The sequence below is a fragment of the Pseudomonas sp. UYIF39 genome, from assembly GCF_029963765.1.
Taxonomy (GTDB): domain Bacteria; phylum Pseudomonadota; class Gammaproteobacteria; order Pseudomonadales; family Pseudomonadaceae; genus Aquipseudomonas.
In genome coordinates, this window is the sequence record NZ_JALBYU010000038.1 from 1 (window position 1) to 17,743 (window position 17,743).

Below are 17,743 nucleotides of genomic sequence, written 5' to 3' on the forward strand. Positions count from 1 at the left end.
GTCCTGGGTCATTTTTCAATCGGCAGGGTGGGTCAGTTTTCAATCAGCGCCAACAATCACTCATCTGACAGTTGAGTACCGCACGAAGTTGGGCGCTGATTCACCCGATCAGGTCGCCGTTCTGGCTTAGCAATGAACCCGTAGCACGTATAAGTTCGACGAGGAATTGAACAATGGCCAAGGACATCGAAAATCCCTGTATTTCTGTTTGCCAGCTGAACAGCGAACTGTGCGTCAGCTGCGGTCGCACCAAGGAAGACATCAGAAAATGGAAACGAATGAAGCGTCCAGAAAAAATGGCCGCTGTACAACGCGCGACCCTGCGACTGAAAAGCCTGCAAAAAAAGAACTCTTAAACCACCGTCATTTACGTTGTCTACTTTTTCAGCCGAAATAGATGTCCTGATTCGGGAAGGCACGCTGAGGAGCACGCCATTCCCGAACTTAGCACTATCGCGATCAGCAATGTGCTGCGCACTGCTTGTCAGCATACGGAGCATGGCGTCATCACCAATTACTTGAAGTCATCTCAAATTGTTATCGAGGACAGCGGTACGGGGTTCTCCGATTCGGTGCAAGCGCGCCTTTACAACTGTTGCTGATCGTCCTTGGCGAATTGTTTGAGAATGAAGTCGACAGAGCAAGTCACGCTGCATAACCATGCTGTGACGGGATGGATGGGGCGGGATTAGTTTTCGGGGTATTCAGCAATGACCTGATCTGTGCCGGCTTTGTTCAGGCCGATTATCTGGAAGGCCTCATGCACTCCGTCGACTTCCATTCCTGGAGAACCTGCTGGCATGCCAGGAGCAGCGATCCCGAGAAGGTCGTCACGCTTACTCATCGCAATTATTTGTTCAGCGGGTACGTGGCCCTCAACAAACTTCCCGTTGATTATCGCGGTGTGACAAGACGATAGTCGTGGAGCGACACCAAGGTCCTGTTTGACAGCACTCATGTTGCTTTCTACATGATCAATGATGGTGAAGCCATTAGCCTCAAGATGCTGAATCCATTTCTTGCAGCATCCGCAGTTCGCATCTCGATGAACATCGATGGTCAGGGCCTGTGCCGCTTGAGCGGTTGAACCGATGAACAGCGCGGCGAAAGTTGCGATACGCATAAATCGATGTGAGAGTCGGAAGCTACCTTTCATGAATATTTCCTTTTACCTTGGCCGCGTTGGGAAATTCCGCGAAAAAGCAGCCCTAGCACCCGAGCTTTCAGTACGGCTGCTTAGGTTTGGTTGATGGTCTTACCCTTGAGTCGGGGAGGTGGTTCCCCGATCATTCAAAGCTCTTGATGGCATTGCTAAATCGAATCAGAACCACATCCGAATACCCGCTACAAATCGAGCCTCGTTGGTCTTTTCTCCTTCATCGCTGGCCAAGTCGGCGGTCTTGCCGTAAGAGCGATTCCAGGTAACCCCGACATAAGGGGCAAATTGGCGAACAATCTCGTAACGCAATCGGAAACCTACTTCGGTGTTGGCCAATCCAGACCCAATGCCGCGCTGAGGATCATTTTTTCCGTATAAATTTACTTCGGCTGTTGGCTGCAAGATCAGGCGATTAGTCAGCAGAATGTCGTAGTCGCCTTCAAGTCGAGCAGCCGTTTGACCATTCTCACCGATGTAGGCAGTCGCTTCGGCTTCAAAGTTATAGAGGGCCATGCCCTGAATACCGAGCGCTCCCCATGTTTGAGGCGACCCGGGCTTGAAGTCTTGTCGAACGCCAGTGACGACATCCCACCATGGACCGATGGCGTGCCCCCAAAGTGCTTGGAGTTCAGCGTTTTCCGTTACGCCATTGGTACGCTCACCTTCCGAACGCAACCACAGACGATCAACGTCACCACCGATCCATCCTTTTGCATCCCAGGCCAACGCACTACCGTTGTCAGCATCCTGGTACTCAAACTTATCCAGTAACATGAAGGAATTGAGTTTTTTGTCGTGGACACCATGACCAGCCACATCTGGAAAGGCGGCGGCACGGTCAGCGTCGGTAAGTACGGGCACCGGGGTCCGGCTCGTGGTTGTCGCCCCTCCATCCATGCTTTCCATGCCGTCCATTTGCCCGTCGTCCATGCTCATCTTGCTGTGATCCATAGCCCCCATCTTGCTATGGTCCATGGTTCCCATTGAGCTGTGGTCCATCTTGGAGTGATCCATCGCGCCATCTTTCGCTGTGGTTGGCTTGGATTTTTGCGCAGTCGAAGGCTTTGAGTCCGCACTTGACGGCATAGCCATCGATGGAACCATCTCTTCAGCGGCATGAGCAATGACAAAGAAGGCAGGACTGGTAGAGACTGCCAGTGCCATCAGCGTTGGGCGTAAAAACTTACTGGTCATGATCTCAATCCGCCTTTTTGGTTTTTTGGTCATGATCCATCGACTCATGGCTTATCTTGCTGTGATCTATCGACCCGTAATCCGGCTTTGGCTCGTTTACCGTGGTTGCCGGCTTGTCCGTTGATATCGTGGGATTCACATGTGAATACTCGCTACTGGATACCCCTGCCAGCACCATGGACGAAAGTCCGCCCAGCAGGCTAACGGCAAAGAGGCAATCCACTAGCGATTTACGATTTAGGTATGTGCTCACAGATCGTCTCCTTTACTCATCAACCCGAACTTCACGGAACATGCCCATTTCCATATGGAAAAGCAGGTGGCAGTGGTAGGCCCAGCGCCCTAGAGCATCGGCGGTGACTCTATAGCTGCGTTTGGTTCCGGGCGGCATGTCAATTGTGTGTTTGCGCACCATGAATTTGCCGTTCTCATCCTCAAGGTCACTCCACATGCCGTGGAGATGGATGGGGTGGGTCATCATCGTGTCGTTCACCAGCGTGATGCGAAGGCGCTCGCCATACTTGAGGCGCAACGGCTCGGCGTCAGAGAATTTGATGCCGTTGAAGGACCATGAGAACTTCTCCATATGACCGGTCAGATGCAGCTCAATGGTGCGATTGGGTTCGCGGCCATCAGGATCCTGGAAAGTACTTTTCAGGTCAGAATATGTGAGCACGCGACGGCCATTGTTTCGTAAGCCAATGCCGGGATCGTTGAGCTTTGGCGTAGTGCTCATGGCCTGCATATCGACCAGGGGATTATTGGTTTCGGAAGCTGGGTGAGACTGCATATCACCCATGCCGCTCATGCCAGCCATTCCCGACATATCGCCATGATCCACCCCTGCCATCTTGCTGTGATCCATGCCGGCCATGTTGGACATGTCGCCCTTGTCCATGTCTGCCATCTTGCTGTGATCCATGCCGGTCATGTTGGACATGTCACCTTGGTCCATACCGGTCATGCCGGTCATATCACCTTGATCCATGCCGGTCATTTTGCTGTGATCCATCCCGGTCATTCCGGACATGTCACCTTGCTTCATATCGCCGCCACCCATGCTGCCATGGTCCATGCCGGCCATACCGCCCATCCCCATGTCATCCATGGTCAAAAGAGGGCGGGGATCGATCGGCGGTACCGGCGCCTTCAACCCTTCGCGTACCGCCAGGGTTCCGCGTGCATAACCGGTTCGATCCATGGATTGGGCGAAGATGGTGTAAGCCTCTTCGCTGGCAGGTTCCACGATCACGTCATAGGTTTCTGCTACGGCGATCCGGAATTCGTCGACGCTGACCGGGTTGACGTGCTGACCATCGGCGGCCACAACAGTCATTTTCAAACCAGGGATACGGACGTCGAAGTAGCTCATGGCCGAGCCGTTGATAAAGCGCAAACGCAGCTTCTCACCCAGTTTGAAAATTCCGGTCCAGTTACCGTTAGGGGCCTGGCCATTCATGAGATAGGTGTAAGTATCCCCACTGACGTCTGCGAGGTCGGTGGGGTTCATTTTCATTTCGGCCCACATCTTCCGATCGGCCACGGCTGCGGACCAGCCTTGCTTGCTGACATCGTTGATGAAGTCGCCAACAGTACGTTTGTGGTGGTTGTAGTAGTCCGATTGTTTCTTGAGCTTGGCCATGACGCGACCAGGATCTTCATCGGTCCAATCGGTCAGCATTACCACATAATCGCGGTTGTATTTAAAAGGTTCGGGCTCTTTTGAATCGATCACGATTGGACCGTAAACGCCTACCTGTTCCTGTAAACCGGAGTGGCTGTGGTACCAGTACGTACCGTTCTGATGAACCTTGAACTTGTACTCGTACATGCCGTCGGGTGCGATGCCATGGAAACTCAAGCCCGGTACACCGTCCATGTTGGCCGGCAGGATGATGCCGTGCCAATGGATTGAGGTGTCTTGGTCTAGACGGTTTTTTACACGCAGGGTGACAGTCTCTCCTTCGCGCCAACGTAGCAAAGGTCCTGGCAACGATCCATTGATGGTCATGGCTGTGCGCGGCGAGCCGGTGATGTTTACAGGGGTTTCACCAATAAACAGATCAAATTCGTTGCCGGTGAGTACGCTCGGCAGGCCAGGACTTGTCACCGCCCATACAGGAGTGCGCCACAGGCCAAGGCCGCCGAGAATGCCACCAGCGGCCAAGCCTTTAACGAATGTCCGCCTAGAGGTTTTGGAGTGCATGCCGTTATGTCCAATCAGTCAAAAGGGAAGCCGTGATAAACAACTAATGAGTTGCTCATACAGGTTGAAGGCAATATCTCGGGAAATCGTGCTTAGCCCAGATGAGCGTCGCCCACCGTTGCCAAAGTCGAATGGATACGGCAAGCGGACTCAGAAATTGCCACATCTGGACCATCACGGTGATTACATTTCTGTCAGCTTGGGAGCGCGCCAAGCTACTCAGCAATTGGCGTGGTCGACACCTTTGGCTTTGCTCTCTGCTACGGGGCTTTGAGTACCTTGCTTTTGGGCTACTTGGTACGCTTCCATGGAGTTCTGTCTGGCTGCTTCCATGCGTGCGAATAAGCGATCACTGCCACCTTCGGCCATTGCCAGAGAGGAAACGGCCAAGGCTGCGATGACAAACAGGGTTTTCATGGATTTCATGTGGGTATCCTCGGATAAGATTTGGCTACCCCCGTTGAACCTACATCAAGACGTAATTCGAGGGGGCTAAGTTCAAGACGCGACGCAATCTTAGAACCCGCAACCTGTCAGAAGCCTTAAGTGAGTATTACCGTTGTGTCAGGTTGTGATTTCCTTACGGGATAACCTCCTGACTGCACTGGGAGTAGGTATCTCGTCTTGGTGGTTTGAAGGTTTCCATACAAAACTAATTGATCAGGGTTGGATCAAGCCATCTCCGCTGCGCGCTGGTATATGAAATGAACGCTAGAAAATAGTGTTCATGAGAAACGTGAGCGCGCAGGTCGACCGGGGCTCTCAGATGCCGATTTTGGAAGGGAATCCAAGTGCCTCAACAATTGAACGCACGCGCTCTGGGCTTTCGTTGCTTTCGACGTTGACCTTACCGGCGGCACGATCCACCGAAACGGTTGCCTGGTTATCCAACGATTGAATGGCTTTGGTAATTTTACTGACGCAGCCTCCACAATCGATGCCTGACACTTCTAAGACGAACATAGCTATTCCTCTCGTGTTGAGCGGCCCTATTTAGCCGCAACCACAGCATCAACGCTGACACGATGGGAAGGTCAAGAGTTGTCTATGTTGTGTCTCAAATAAGGCATTGATCTCAATCTACGTGAGTGTTCCTCAGCCTGAGCGCATTGAAAACGACGGATGCGGAGCTAACGCTCATGGCGATGGCAGCGATCATCGGCGATAAGAGATGTCCGGTCAGGGGATATAGCAGACCTGCCGCGAGCGGGATACCCATCGAGTTGTAGACAAAGGCGAACCCCAGATTCTGCCGCATGTTTTTTACAGTCGCGACAGAAAGGGCCCGCGCTCGGAGAATCCCCATCAAGTCACCCTTTACAAGAGTAAGCTGCGCACTGTTCATCGCGACGTCTGTCCCTGTCCCCATCGCGATGCCTACATCTGCTCGGGCCAGAGCAGGAGCATCATTGATACCGTCGCCCGCCATGGCAACGCGTCGACCCGTTTTTTGCAGGTCTTCGACCAGACGCTCCTTGTCTTGAGGTTTCACCTCGCCGTGTACTTCTTCAATACCCATTTCCTTGGCAACAGCCCGTGCCGTGGTGAGGCCATCCCCGGTGGCCATAATGATCTTTATATTGTCGGCTTTAAGTTTGGTGACAGCTTCCTTTGAAGTCGGCTTGATCGGGTCTGACACCGCTAGTAGCCCCGCCAGTATTCCATCGACAGCCAGGTAGATGATGCTGATTCCTTCAAGGCGCAATTGCTCGGCGCGGTTCCTGAGGGGACTAATGTTTACACCAGCCTCTTCCATCAAGGCGGTATTGCCCAACTGGATTTTCTTGCCATCGACCATGCCACTGACCCCGATCCCAGAACCGGACTCGAACGACTCCGGTTTGGTTAGGACCAGATTCTCAGCAAGGGCATGATCAACAATGGCGTGAGCCAGCGGATGCTCACTGCCTTGATCAAGGCTAGCGGCCAGTTGAAGTACATCATTGGCAACGAACTTTTGCGTGGCTTCCACACTGTGAAACACCGGACGACCCTCTGTCAGGGTTCCGGTCTTATCCACGATCAGCGTGTCGATCTTGCAAAGGTTCTCGATGGCGCCGGCATCTCTGAACAGCACACCCATGCTGGCCGCTTTACCGGTGGAAACCATGATTGACATTGGTGTCGCAAGCCCAAGCGCGCAGGGGCAAGCAATGATAAGTACAGCGACAGCATTGATCAGGCCGAAGACCCAGCCAGGCTCAGGACCAAACAACCCCCACCCCAAAAGGGTCAGTAGGGCAATCGCGATGACGCCCATCACAAAGTAACCAGCGACGGCGTCAGCCATGCGCTGCATGGGCGCTTTAGAGCGTTGGGCACGGGCAACCATCTGCACGATTTGCGACAACATGGTTTCGGCACCAATCTTTTGCGCTTCCATCACCAGGCTGCCATGGGTATTGAGTGTGGCGCCGATCAGGCTATCTCCGCTTCTTTTCATCACGGGCACCGGCTCGCCGGTCAGCATCGACTCATCGACCGCGCTTTCGCCTTCCAGCACTGAGCCATCGACAGGAACCTTTTCACCCGGTCTGACCCGGAGATGATCCCCCTTGTGCACATGCGTGAGAGGGATGTCCTCCTCTTTGCCATCGGCATTGATCCTGCGTGCGGTTTTCGGAGACAGGCCAAGTAGAGACTTAATAGCCAAAGACGTTTGTGATCGAGCTTTGAGTTCAAGCATCTGGCCGAACAAGGTTAGCGAGATGATCACGGCTGCGGCTTCGAAGTAGACGCCGATGCGGCCCTCTTGCATGAAGGTGGCGGGAAAACTCTGGGGAAAAATTGTAGCTGCGACGCTGTAAAGGTACGCAGCGGCTGTACCCAGGCCTATCAGGGTCCACATATTGGGGCTGCGATGACGAATCGAATCGATGCCCCTCACAAAAAACGGCCAGCCAGCCCATAAGGTTACAGGGGTTGCAAGGATAAGCTCGACCCAGTTCTGGGTAGCCCCATGGAAGAGTTGCAACGAGTGTCCCGCCATGGCGAGTACCGTCACGATCACGGTTAATGGTAGTGACCACCAAAAGCGACGGGTGAAATCCTTGAACTCGGGGTTTTCTTCCTCTTCCAGCACTGGTATGACCGGTTCCAATGTCATGCCGCATTTAGGACAGGTACCGGGGCCAGGCCGACGTATCTCTGGATGCATAGGGCAGGTGTACTCAGTAACTTCCTGCGTTTCAACGGCTGGAGCTGTGTGGTCAGAGTGAACGGTATCCAACGGGGTAGCGACATAGCGCTGCGGTTCTGCTCGAAACTTTTCCTGGCACTTCATGCTGCAAAACTGATATGTCTGCCCCTGATAAGTTTCGCTGAACTTGATCGGTGGGGTAACAGTCATGCCACATACCGGATCACGTAGACTTTCATCCAGGACCTTCGCAGGAAAGGCGTGGTCTTGGTGACTGATGGCGTTGGACATGGCTATTTTCCTTTCTCATCCTTGTTGGTTTCTGACGGATTGACATGTCCACCATACCCCCCATGGCCATGTCCAAAAAAATGCATTAAGGGGCAGATCAGCAGAATCAGATAGGGCAGGTAAATCAGATAAGGCGAAACATGGCTGAAGTGTTCCCTGACCACGTAAAAAACGCCAATCGCAACCAGCATGATGAGTACCACACCCATTTTGCTCCTCCAAAATGGTGGGCCCGCGTTTCCAACTGAATGCTGATGAGGGGTCATGATGTAGCTCCCACTGTTATGGCAAGAGTTGCCGTGAGTCTGATATTTGAGCGTAGTCACTGCTCGCCTTAAAACTGTGATCTCGATCAAGTCACACGCACTACACACCACGCTGACCTACCATTCAGACCAGTGGTGCCTCCGAAGGGCCGGTGTTTATGTGAAAAGGTCTCGATGGACTCTTGATCAGAACTCTGTCACGACGAGACGAATGAGTGCATGTAAGAATTCATGCTAGTCACAAGAGCGCCGCTCGACCGACATCCACCTGAAGCCAAGATTACTTTTCTGTCAGTTTCTGATGACGCAGGCTTATTCGTTGCAAACTCAGCCCAGTTATTCATTTGAGATCCATCCCATGAGACTTCTGGTTGCTGAAGACGAACCGACATTAGGTATCTATTTACAGCAGGGTCTAACGGAGGCTGGGTTCAATGTTGATCGATTCACCGACGGCGAGGAGGCCCTTCAGCACGCCTTGAACGAGGGATATGACCTGCTGATTCTTGACGTCATGATGCCGGGTTTGGACGGATGGCAAGTCCTACAGAGGGTGCGTGCATCCGGGAAGGATGTACCTGTACTTTTCCTGACTGCGCGAGACCGTGTTGAAGATCGGGTCAAGGGGCTTGAGCTTGGAGCCGATGATTATCTGATTAAGCCCTTCGCGTTTTCTGAATTGCTGGCTCGGGTGCGAACACTGCTGCGTCGAGGGAGTAGCGCGCCATCGCAAACTCATATGAAACTGGCCGATCTTGAGGTTGACTTGCTCAAACGCCGGGCTATCAGAGGAGGCAAGCGTATCGATCTCACGGCCAAAGAGTTTGCGCTGCTGGAATTGCTCCTCCGTCGTCGGGGCGAAGTACTATCAAAATCGCTCATTGCCTCGCAAGTTTGGGACATGAACTTTGACAGCGATACCAACGTGATTGAAGTTGCGGTGAGGAGGCTCAGGGCGAAGATTGATGACGACTTCGAGGTCAAACTCATTCAAACCGCTCGCGGTATGGGCTACATGATCGATTCACCAGACACGGAGCTGGAATGAACCGCCTATCCCTGACAACACGGCTGAGCTTGATGTTCATGCTTTCGGTGACGGTTGTCCTCACAGTTGCCGGAGTTAGTTTCAACCACCTCAGTCAGCGTCATTTCAAAATGCTGGATCAGCAGACCCTGGACGAAAAACTAAGCTCGTCTCAAAGGATCTTGGGGGAAATGCACGGCATCGATGAATTCAACGAGATAAAGCCGCAGTTGGAGGCTTTGCTAGGGGCACACCGTGATTTGACTGCGATCATTCTAAACAGCGGCGGAAAGCTGTTTTTCTCTGGTCCAGGGCCGATTGATGTCCCAGAGCAATTCCGCACACGGTTAAATAACACGATGTGGGAGTGGCGGGACGAAGATCATATTTACCGAGGTGTCAGCGCCCAAGCCAATGTTTCCGGGCAGGACCAACCACTGACTGTGATCTTGATCTTTGATGTTACGCAGCACATGTTTTTCTTCGAGACCCTTCAAAGATGGTTCTGGATAGGTCTCGTGATCAGCGCGCTCGTTAGTGCGGGGCTGGGATGGATGGTTGCCCGCAGCGGTATGCGTCCTATTCGTCAGGTGACCATGGTCGCTGCATCCATGTCTGCTAAATCACTTAAAGAGCGCATCCCATTGGCGCCCGTTCCAAAGGAGCTTCAACAGATGGTGTCGTCATTCAATGCGATGCTGTCACGTCTGGATGATGCTTTTGTGCGGCTGTCGAATTTTTCCGCAGACATTGCTCACGAACTGCGCACCCCGGTCAGCAATCTCATGACCCACACTGAGGTAGTGCTCTCAAGAAAAAGGGACATTGAGGACTACGAAGACAATTTGTACTCGAACCTGGATGATTTGAAGCGAATGTCTCGCATGATCGATGACATGCTTTTCTTGGCTAAGTCCGATAATAGATTGCTCAAGCCAGAGAGCGATCAGATAGACCTACAGGAGGAGGTGGGGAAACTGCTTGAGTATTACCGACTACTGGCTGATGAGCGCAGCATCGAGCTTAGCGTTTCGGGGGCAGGAAGTGTCCGGGGTGACGTATCGATGTTACGCAGGGCGATCTCGAACTTGCTTTCAAATGCGCTACGGTACACGCCAGAGGGGCAAACCATCCATGTTGATATCCGTCAGAAAAATACGTCGACATTGGTGACGGTGCAAAACCCCGGAAAGACCATTGCGCCTGAGCACCTTGAGAAACTATTTGACCGTTTCTACCGCGTAGATCCTGCGCGACGTGAAGGAAGCCCTAGCAACGCTGGGCTGGGTCTCTCGATCACTCGATCAATCATTGAAGCTCATGAGGGCAGGATCTGGTGCACCTCGTCCAACGGAACAACTGGCTTTCATATTGAACTCCCGAGTGCCGGACTGAAACGCGCCTAAATTTGCCGGCGTTTTTTAATTCGGCTCCGAACCCAAGAACTCCATTCAGCAAGGACGTTAGTTTTGGAGGATGTTTGCTTCTCTTTGACCTATATCAACGCTCCGAAAACAGGCGAGAGCTAATCTTAAAGTGGCAGACAGCCAATTTTTAGATTTGGAGCATTCATTTCTGGCAGACGCCCTTGCGGCTGATCTTTGGTTTGTTGCTGGTGTTTGCCGCTTAGCGTTCCACGGTAACCATGCGAGCTTTTTCCCCCTTACCCTTGGAGATCGTCATGCAAGCACCACTGAAGCTAGTTTTAGCGCTACTACTCACTAGCGCTGCTGTACTCGCTAACGCCACTGACACTCATCATCCAGACGACGCTCAAACGCCCTCGGCCCAGGTAGGCGAGCAGACCACGCCTGCCACGGACAAAGCCGTGGCTGAGCAAATGCAGAAAATGCGGGTAGCCCAGGACAAGGTCGCCGCAGCGAAGACTCCGACAGAGCGCCAAGCAGCCATGCAAGAGAGCATGCAAACGATGAAGGGGTCCATGGCCATGATGCGGGACATGCATTCAGGTGACCACTGCAAGGGCATGAGTATGTCTAAGTCAGAAAACGGCGGTGGTATGGGGATGATGGACATGATGATGCAAATGATGGATCAGCAGTCGAGCATGATGAACATGCAGATGTCCAAATGAAGGCGTACCCAATGCAGCGCCGAACCTTCCTCGGCGGGGTGGCTGTTGCAGGATTGGCGGCGCCTTGGCTGCAAGCTTGGTCAGCCGTAGATATGGCCTCGGCGCCTGTTGGATTACCATTGCTCGCATCAGATCTACTACCGGCTGGTGCCACACTGCGCGAATTACCCAAACTCGCGAATGCGAGCAGCACTCCAGGCCATTTTCAGGCCACGCTGACCGCTGCGCCGCTCACGCTGCCCTTCATCCCTGGACATGCGTCGACCGAGTTCTGGGCCTATAACGACGGTTTGCCGGGGCCGTTGATTGAGCTTTTTGAGGGTGACATGGTGGAGATCACCTTCATCAACAACCTCAAGCAACCCTCAACTATTCATTGGCACGGTCTGCCAATTCCGCCCGAGCAAGACGGTAATCCCCATGATCCGGTGCCACCTGGCGGACGTCATACTTACCGTTTCAATCTGCCGCAAGGGAGTGCGGGCACGTATTGGTACCACCCCCATCCACATCAGTACACGGCTGAACAAGCCTTCCGTGGATTAGCCGGGCCATTACTGGTTCGGTCGCGAGAGGATCCGCTGGCCGAACTGCCGGAGCGATTGTTGGTGGTCTCCGACCTCAAACTCGACCGCTACGCCGCCATCGCCCCGAACGACGCCAACGACTGGATGAACGGCCGCGAAGGCCAGTTCGCCTTGGTCAACGCTCAGCACCAACCAGTCTTGCCGTTCGACGCAGGAGGCCGTGAGCGCTGGCGTGTTTGGAATGCTTGTAGTGCCCGCTACCTTAAGCTCGCGCTGCCCGGTAGCACGCTGACCCTGGTCGGTACCGACGGCGGTTTGCTTGAAGCCCCTCAACCTGTACAGGGGGAATACCTATTGGCACCTGCCCAGCGGATCGAACTGATCGTCGATGCTGGTAGCCTTCGTGATCGCATAGAGCTGAACGCGAATATCTACCCACGCGGCAAAATGGGCGATGTGTCGCCTGATAAGGCAATGTCACTGTTAACGGTCGATTTCACGGCGGTCAGAGCAACAGCCGTGGCTGCCTTGCCTGGTAGGCTTGGTTCAGTAGCTGACCTCGGTCCGGTCACAGCACACAAACAAGTGGTGTTCAGCGAAAAAATGAACATGGCCAATGGTAGTCATCGCATGCAGTTCCTGATTAACGACCAGGAGTACGACATGGGGCGGGTCGACCTTGTAAGCAAAGTCAACGAGGTGGAACTGTGGGAGATCGTCAATCGCTCTGATATGGACCATCCTTTCCATTTGCACGGCACCCAGTTCCAAGTAGTTGAGCGAGAGTTGGGTGGAGTGATCACGCCAGCTCCATTCCGTGCCTGGCAGGACACGGTCAACCTACGCTCGAATGAGATCGTACGGATTAAAACAGTCCAGCGATGGTCAGGATTGCGTATGTTCCACTGTCACATTCTCGAACATGAAGCGACGGGAATGATGGGACAGCTCAAAGTGGTTTGAGTAAGAGCGGCACCTCGCTATGGACCTCAGGTTTGACCGGCTGGAAAGGCAGGGACTTGCTCGGGGTTGGTGAGCCTGACGTCGCTGGTCCTGATCGATTGATGCGTACGTTACCTATCCCATGAAAACGGATAGCTTTGAAGCTACCGAAGTGATGTTCACCCTAACCGCGAGTCCTGTTCCAAACCTCAATTCAGACTCCGGGGTGGAGACAAGTCACGAGGTTTTCGATAGATACCAGTCTAAATTTAGTTGATGTGTATCCGTCCGGCCAAGTCACCTATTTAGTATAGCGACCCAAGTTTGAATCCAACTGGTCTAGCTCATATGTTGAGGATGCTGATCGTAGCTCGTCATCATGTTTTTGGCGCCCATGTAGCTTGAGGGCTGCAACATGACGCCGGAGCTTTCCTGGATGAAGCCCTTGTCTCCTTCAGCGAAGGCGTGAGTTATCGCCTCGGGCCTTGCGAGGAAAAGTGATGTGGTAAATAGAAACAACAGCAGTAGCAGACGACGCGAAGGCGCAGTAAATGCGTCGACGCCGCTCATCGAGTACGAATGCATAGGTCAATCCTACGTTGCAGGGATCAATGACCAAAGCGCGGATATGGTTAGGATGCAAACGAAGGACGGGGTGGCCGTTCGATCAAGAAAATCGGCAGACGAGGAACAGAGTATCGAGGGGCATCGACCCGAAAGGAGCGATTTGGTTGTGCAGCCAAACTCAACGCGGAAGTGAGTTGCGACGTTTCGTACTGATAGTCTGGGGGCAATGGGGAATGGTAGTGATCCGAGTAGCTCACGCTCGACATCTCTGCCTGTTCGTCATGCGCGTGGTAGGTAGCCAATCGTGATGATGCCAATCATCACGATGCAGAAAAATACGGTGAGCGATTGGCCCTTGACGACCTTTTTCAACATGATGGGTCGAAACATCCCCTGTGTGGCAGATGGAAATTGGCCGAGGCTGTGAAAAAGCGTTTTAGAGCAGATTTGACTGCCAGGATTGGGCCAATGAACGCGTTTCTGCGAAAAATCTTTGGTCTGCTGCCTAACTACGCGCTGACAGATTTTACGTAGCAACACAGTCTTCAAGACGGTGCCCGCGTTTTACACAGCCTGGGCCAGAAGTCGGCAATCGAAATCCTATGCGAGAGCAGAGTTGATTCGCTGTGTGGAATATTACATTTCTGACAGGTAGCCAGCGGTAGGTGGTCTATGGGCTAGAGTGAAGTACCAACGTAGCTATTCAAAGGGCTTGCAGATGAGCTTAGCCATTGAGGCTATTGCAAACGTGATTGGTGGAAACGACAGTGAGATCTAATTGGCGTTGGAAATTGCATCCGCGATAGCTTCACTCAGCCAGGATCACTTGAAATGACAAACACCCAAAAGTTGCTGTTTGCTTTAGGATCCGCAATCGCACTGCCAGTTGCCACATGCCTTGCACAAGCGGCAGAGCCGCAGATCAAGACGCTCACCTCACCGAAAGATCCAACGGAAAGCGCAGTGCTAATAGGTAGAGTCATCAACGACGGGCTGACAATCCAGTTGGAGCTTGAGGGCGCCGAAGCTATGTGGATGCAGATGGGAACGCCTGCTCAGTGGAGTGAACATGTTCCCGCAAAGAACGAGCGGTATCATATCGAGATCAAGGTGACGGACAACGCAACCAAGACGCGACTCCCGTACTCCACTGTTACCTTCGCTGCGACGAACAAAGCCAATGGAAAGAGCGTAGAAACGGTTCTACCACCAATGTGGGGCGGCAGTGGATTGCATTACTCTGAAAACAGTCCCTTGGCTGGTGATGGTGTTTACGCTGCCACGGTCACTGTTGGTGTTCCAGCGTTCGCTCGTGAAATGAAGGACAAAGACCTGTGGTCGAAACCGGTAAACGCTCACTTTCACTTCAAATTGAAGGACGGTGTACTTGTCGAGGTATCAGAACCCGTCTCGGCAGCAAACTAGCAGTGCCCATTTTGCCGAAGGAGGGCGCAGACAAACTGTCAGCAGGCACATGAATGCCAGTAAAATAATTCAGCGGTCAGCGAGTTAAAAACTGATTAAGGTTAACTGACTTCGTCAGGGCGTGAAGCAGCAGTCGTGCCGGGCAGAAACGGCCAAAAGCTACCGCTCAAACCTGTCGAAGAAAACGGGGGTGGCTCACACTCGTCTGAAGGCCCTCACCAACAAACGAGTCATTTGATCTACGATACGTCGATCACGTAACCCATGCCGCGTGAGGTGTGAATCAATTTGGATTCAAAACTGTTATCAATTTTCGCTCGTAGTCTACGCACGGCAACTTCGATGACATTGGTGCCACTCTCAAGGTGCATATTCCAAACCTGTAATGCGATGAGGGATTTTGGAAGAACTTCACGACGGTGCTGGAGCATGAATTCCAATAACGAAAATCCTTTCGCCGTTAGGTCAATCCGTTTCCCTCCTCGAAACGCCTGATGTTTGAGTACGTCAAGCTCAAGATCTCCGATTTTTAGATGGGTCTGACTGGAAGGAGGGGGTGCTCTACGCAGCAAGAATCGGACTCTAGCAAGCAGCTCGGAGAACGAAAAAGGCCTGATCATGTAGTCATCAGCACCAAGCTCCGTTGATGTAGTGTATCCACTCGATGGAGTAACAGGTAACGCGACGCATCTCTGATTAGCCATTACCGTCCGTCCCGGTTGGGGTCGTCAGAGTCGATTGTCACCACAATGCTGATGCAGAGATCTGGGCGCCAAGCTTACTGAATTGTAATCGACCGGTCGGCTGCAATGTGGCATCGTGGCTCAGCTCTAAGACACAAGAGTCTTTGATCAATTACCTAAGTTCAGTTAATACCATGACGGTTTATGCATTTGGCTGTGTTATGTGGTTTTAGCCTGATCGAAAGTATAAAACTAGATCTTCCCCGCCAAACCTCGAACCTACAGCTTATGCTGTGAGGAGTCTTGCATGTCACCTTTTAAAACTACCACCGTGATGGTTGCACTAACCGCAGGGTTGCTTTTGAGTGCTGTGGCACAAGCGCACCCAAAGTTGGTGTCTTCGAGTCCTTTGGAGGGCTCGACCTCCGCAGCACCTTCCAAGATCGAACTGCACTTCTCGGAGAACCTCACGACTCAGTTCTCAGGAGCGAAACTGATCATGACCGACATGCCGGGCATGCCGAACTCGCCAATGGGAGTTAAGGCTGGAGTCTCAGGCGGCGACGATCCAAAAACGATGGTAATCACGCCAGCTGCACCATTGACCACTGGTACTTATAAGGTCGAGTGGCGTGCTGTTTCTTCAGACACTCATCCCATCACAGGCAACGTTACATTTAAAGTGAAATGATTTATGAGCGACTCAATCAACATCGCCCTTCGTTTCGCTCTTTATTTGGATCTGATGCTGCTGTTCGGATTAGCAATTTTTGGATTGTACAGCCTCAAGGGAAAAGAGCGAGTATCCGGCGCAGTCTTGAATTTTGAGTCGCTCCTTTTGGGCAACGTAGTTATTGGTATTGTTTTATCCCTTGCAGCTATGTTGTTTCTTGCGAAAGCGATGAGCGGCGTTTCAGAGCTAATGGAGCTGCATCATCATATATTTGAAATGGTTCTTATGGGAACCGACGTCGGTTTGACGTGGATGGTGCGAATAGTCTCCCTTGTGATGGCCGGTATAGCCGTCACACTTAACAAGTGTTACCCAAGTCTCAGCCTATGGGCTGTCACTGTCTTTTCTGCGATTGCTTTGGCGACTTTGGCATGGACAGGACATGGCGCGATGGACGAGGGCGGCAGTCGTTATATGCATTTCACCAGCGACATATTTCATCTTTTGGCCGCTGGGGGTTGGATGGGGGCTCTCGCTGCATTCGCTTTACTGCTGCGTGAGAAGATACTTAACGGTGAACAAGAAGTACGAGTCCTCTCCCGTGTTCTGACTGGATTTGAATCGGCAGGGGCGCTAATTGTTGTGATTTTAGGTGTTACCGGAATAGTAAATTACCTTTTTATTGTAGGTCCGACCCTGGATGAGGTGATGCTTAGCACTTACGGCATATTGCTGTTCTTGAAGGTTTTACTATTCGCAGGGCTGGTTATATTGGCATCGTTGAATCGCTTCCATTTGAGCCCCCTACTAGAGCGCTCAATCAAGAATGGAGACCATGCCGTCGCTGTCAACGCTTTACGACGTAGTATGATCTTTGAGTTCTCGGCCGCAGTGGTTATCGTATGTCTTGTCGCTTGGCTAGGAACCTTGAGTCCAGAAATGGAGATGAGCGCGGTATAGAGCAAAAAATATAAGAATGACTTTCTTCTACGCCTTGGAGCCTGCTCGTAATGAGCTTCTATTTTGTGCCAGCTAATGCTGGCTTAATTCTGGTTCGGTGTTATCCCCTCGATCAGGGCATTCCGGTAGGCTGCTGATGACGCGAGTCCAATTGTAAGAGCCATTTTCAGCGACTACACTCCAGCCCATGAAACGCTATCTGCGGTTTTGCATCATCTTCATGATCAGCTTGGCGCTTCCCCTCAGCGGGATGGCGGGCGTCCAGGCACCGACAGAACCTTGCCCAATGAAGACGATGGGCATGGCGATGATGGACGACATGGGGATGGACTGCTGCAACGATATGAAAAGCCCTTCCGAGCACGGCAAACCTTGTAAGCCGGGCCAGGAATGCAAGACAGGCGGCATGCTGCAAGTCTCGATCCTCAAGCCTCCTGTAACCGTATTCAGCCCCGTAGTGCTTTACTACTACAGCGATTCCCTACCTGTACAGACCCCGTCCGGGGTATGGCGACCGCCTCGCGTTTGATTCCTGTCCCACATTGAGCCTCATTCCGCGTTAGCGGGATGGACTAGCTGCGCGCATGTC

The 17,743-nt window shown here is 52.5% G+C and carries 16 protein-coding genes and 2 pseudogenes; 9 read left to right on the top strand and 9 right to left on the bottom strand.

Annotated features, from left to right (window positions below; translation table 11 throughout):
- Positions 1 to 173: 173 nt before the first annotated feature.
- Positions 174 to 356: a DUF1289 domain-containing protein gene (locus tag MO767_RS29070; RefSeq protein WP_017341650.1), complete on the top strand. Its 183-nt coding sequence runs from the start codon at positions 174 to 176 to the stop codon at positions 354 to 356.
- Between the two features lie 332 nt (positions 357 to 688).
- On the opposite strand, the gene MO767_RS29075 is transcribed toward MO767_RS29070, so the two are convergent.
- The 7 genes from MO767_RS29075 to MO767_RS29105 form a co-directional block, all read right to left on the bottom strand.
- Entirely contained in the window at positions 689 to 1,156 is a 468-nt protein-coding gene (locus MO767_RS29075; RefSeq protein ID WP_282483328.1) for a DUF411 domain-containing protein, read from the bottom strand.
- Between the two features lie 165 nt (positions 1,157 to 1,321).
- On the bottom strand, positions 1,322 to 2,386 hold the full coding sequence (locus MO767_RS29080; protein ID WP_282483349.1) for a copper resistance protein B: 1,065 nt from the start codon (positions 2,384 to 2,386) through the stop codon (positions 1,322 to 1,324).
- A gap of 232 nt (positions 2,387 to 2,618) precedes the next feature.
- The gene (locus MO767_RS29085; protein WP_282483329.1) at positions 2,619 to 4,559 is read right to left on the bottom strand and encodes a copper resistance system multicopper oxidase; all 1,941 of its coding nucleotides are present in this window, start codon (positions 4,557 to 4,559) and stop codon (positions 2,619 to 2,621) included.
- A 219-nt stretch (positions 4,560 to 4,778) separates the two neighbouring features.
- Complete coding sequence (locus MO767_RS29090; protein ID WP_282483330.1) at positions 4,779 to 4,985, bottom strand: co-regulatory protein PtrA N-terminal domain-containing protein; 207 nt, start codon at positions 4,983 to 4,985, stop codon at positions 4,779 to 4,781.
- 336 nt (positions 4,986 to 5,321) lie between these two features.
- Positions 5,322 to 5,522, bottom strand: a complete 201-nt coding sequence (locus MO767_RS29095) for a heavy-metal-associated domain-containing protein (protein WP_282483331.1) — start codon at positions 5,520 to 5,522, stop codon at positions 5,322 to 5,324.
- Positions 5,523 to 5,634: 112 nt separating this feature from the next.
- A complete protein-coding gene (locus MO767_RS29100; RefSeq protein WP_282483332.1) occupies positions 5,635 to 7,989 on the bottom strand; it encodes a heavy metal translocating P-type ATPase in 2,355 nt (784 codons plus the stop codon).
- 2 nt (positions 7,990 to 7,991) lie between these two features.
- Positions 7,992 to 8,255 (bottom strand): DUF2933 domain-containing protein, encoded by a 264-nt coding sequence (locus tag MO767_RS29105; protein WP_282483333.1) that lies wholly within the window; start codon positions 8,253 to 8,255, stop codon positions 7,992 to 7,994.
- Positions 8,256 to 8,613: 358 nt separating this feature from the next.
- Here MO767_RS29105 and MO767_RS29110 point away from each other — a divergent pair, with 358 nt between their 5' ends.
- The 4 genes from MO767_RS29110 to MO767_RS29125 all read left to right on the top strand — a co-directional run bounded on the left by MO767_RS29110 (position 8,614) and on the right by MO767_RS29125 (position 12,867).
- Positions 8,614 to 9,303 (top strand): heavy metal response regulator transcription factor, encoded by a 690-nt coding sequence (locus MO767_RS29110; RefSeq protein WP_208668837.1) that lies wholly within the window; start codon positions 8,614 to 8,616, stop codon positions 9,301 to 9,303.
- The gene (locus tag MO767_RS29115; protein ID WP_282483334.1) at positions 9,300 to 10,688 is read left to right on the top strand and encodes a heavy metal sensor histidine kinase; all 1,389 of its coding nucleotides are present in this window, start codon (positions 9,300 to 9,302) and stop codon (positions 10,686 to 10,688) included. The genes MO767_RS29110 and MO767_RS29115 overlap by 4 nt, the downstream gene beginning before the upstream one ends.
- A 275-nt stretch (positions 10,689 to 10,963) precedes the next feature.
- Positions 10,964 to 11,377 carry a hypothetical protein gene (locus MO767_RS29120; RefSeq protein WP_282483335.1) on the top strand — a complete coding sequence of 138 codons (414 nt, stop codon included), beginning with the start codon at positions 10,964 to 10,966 and terminating at the stop codon, positions 11,375 to 11,377.
- An 11-nt stretch (positions 11,378 to 11,388) separates the two neighbouring features.
- On the top strand, positions 11,389 to 12,867 hold the full coding sequence (locus MO767_RS29125) for a multicopper oxidase family protein (RefSeq protein WP_282483336.1): 1,479 nt from the start codon (positions 11,389 to 11,391) through the stop codon (positions 12,865 to 12,867).
- Positions 12,868 to 13,209: 342 nt separating this feature from the next.
- Here the strand turns inward: MO767_RS29125 and MO767_RS29130 are convergent.
- A pseudogene (locus MO767_RS29130) lies at positions 13,210 to 13,431 on the bottom strand (HupE/UreJ family protein); the annotation flags it as partial.
- Between the two features lie 813 nt (positions 13,432 to 14,244).
- Here MO767_RS29130 and MO767_RS29135 point away from each other — a divergent pair.
- Positions 14,245 to 14,838, top strand: a complete 594-nt coding sequence (locus MO767_RS29135; RefSeq protein WP_282483337.1) for an iron transporter — start codon at positions 14,245 to 14,247, stop codon at positions 14,836 to 14,838.
- A gap of 239 nt (positions 14,839 to 15,077) precedes the next feature.
- On the opposite strand, the pseudogene MO767_RS29140 reads toward MO767_RS29135, so the two are convergent.
- A pseudogene (locus MO767_RS29140) lies at positions 15,078 to 15,479 on the bottom strand (winged helix-turn-helix domain-containing protein); the annotation flags it as partial.
- Positions 15,480 to 15,828: 349 nt separating this feature from the next.
- Here MO767_RS29140 and copC point away from each other — a divergent pair.
- The 3 genes from copC (at position 15,829) to MO767_RS29155 (ending at position 17,683) form a co-directional block, all read left to right on the top strand.
- Positions 15,829 to 16,212 carry a copper homeostasis periplasmic binding protein CopC gene (gene copC, locus MO767_RS29145; RefSeq protein WP_208668833.1) on the top strand — a complete coding sequence of 128 codons (384 nt, stop codon included), beginning with the start codon at positions 15,829 to 15,831 and terminating at the stop codon, positions 16,210 to 16,212.
- Between the two features lie 3 nt (positions 16,213 to 16,215).
- Positions 16,216 to 17,154: a copper homeostasis membrane protein CopD gene (gene copD, locus MO767_RS29150; protein ID WP_282483338.1), complete on the top strand. Its 939-nt coding sequence runs from the start codon at positions 16,216 to 16,218 to the stop codon at positions 17,152 to 17,154.
- 187 nt (positions 17,155 to 17,341) lie between these two features.
- On the top strand, positions 17,342 to 17,683 hold the full coding sequence (locus MO767_RS29155; RefSeq protein ID WP_282483339.1) for a hypothetical protein: 342 nt from the start codon (positions 17,342 to 17,344) through the stop codon (positions 17,681 to 17,683).
- Positions 17,684 to 17,743 lie beyond the last annotated feature (60 nt).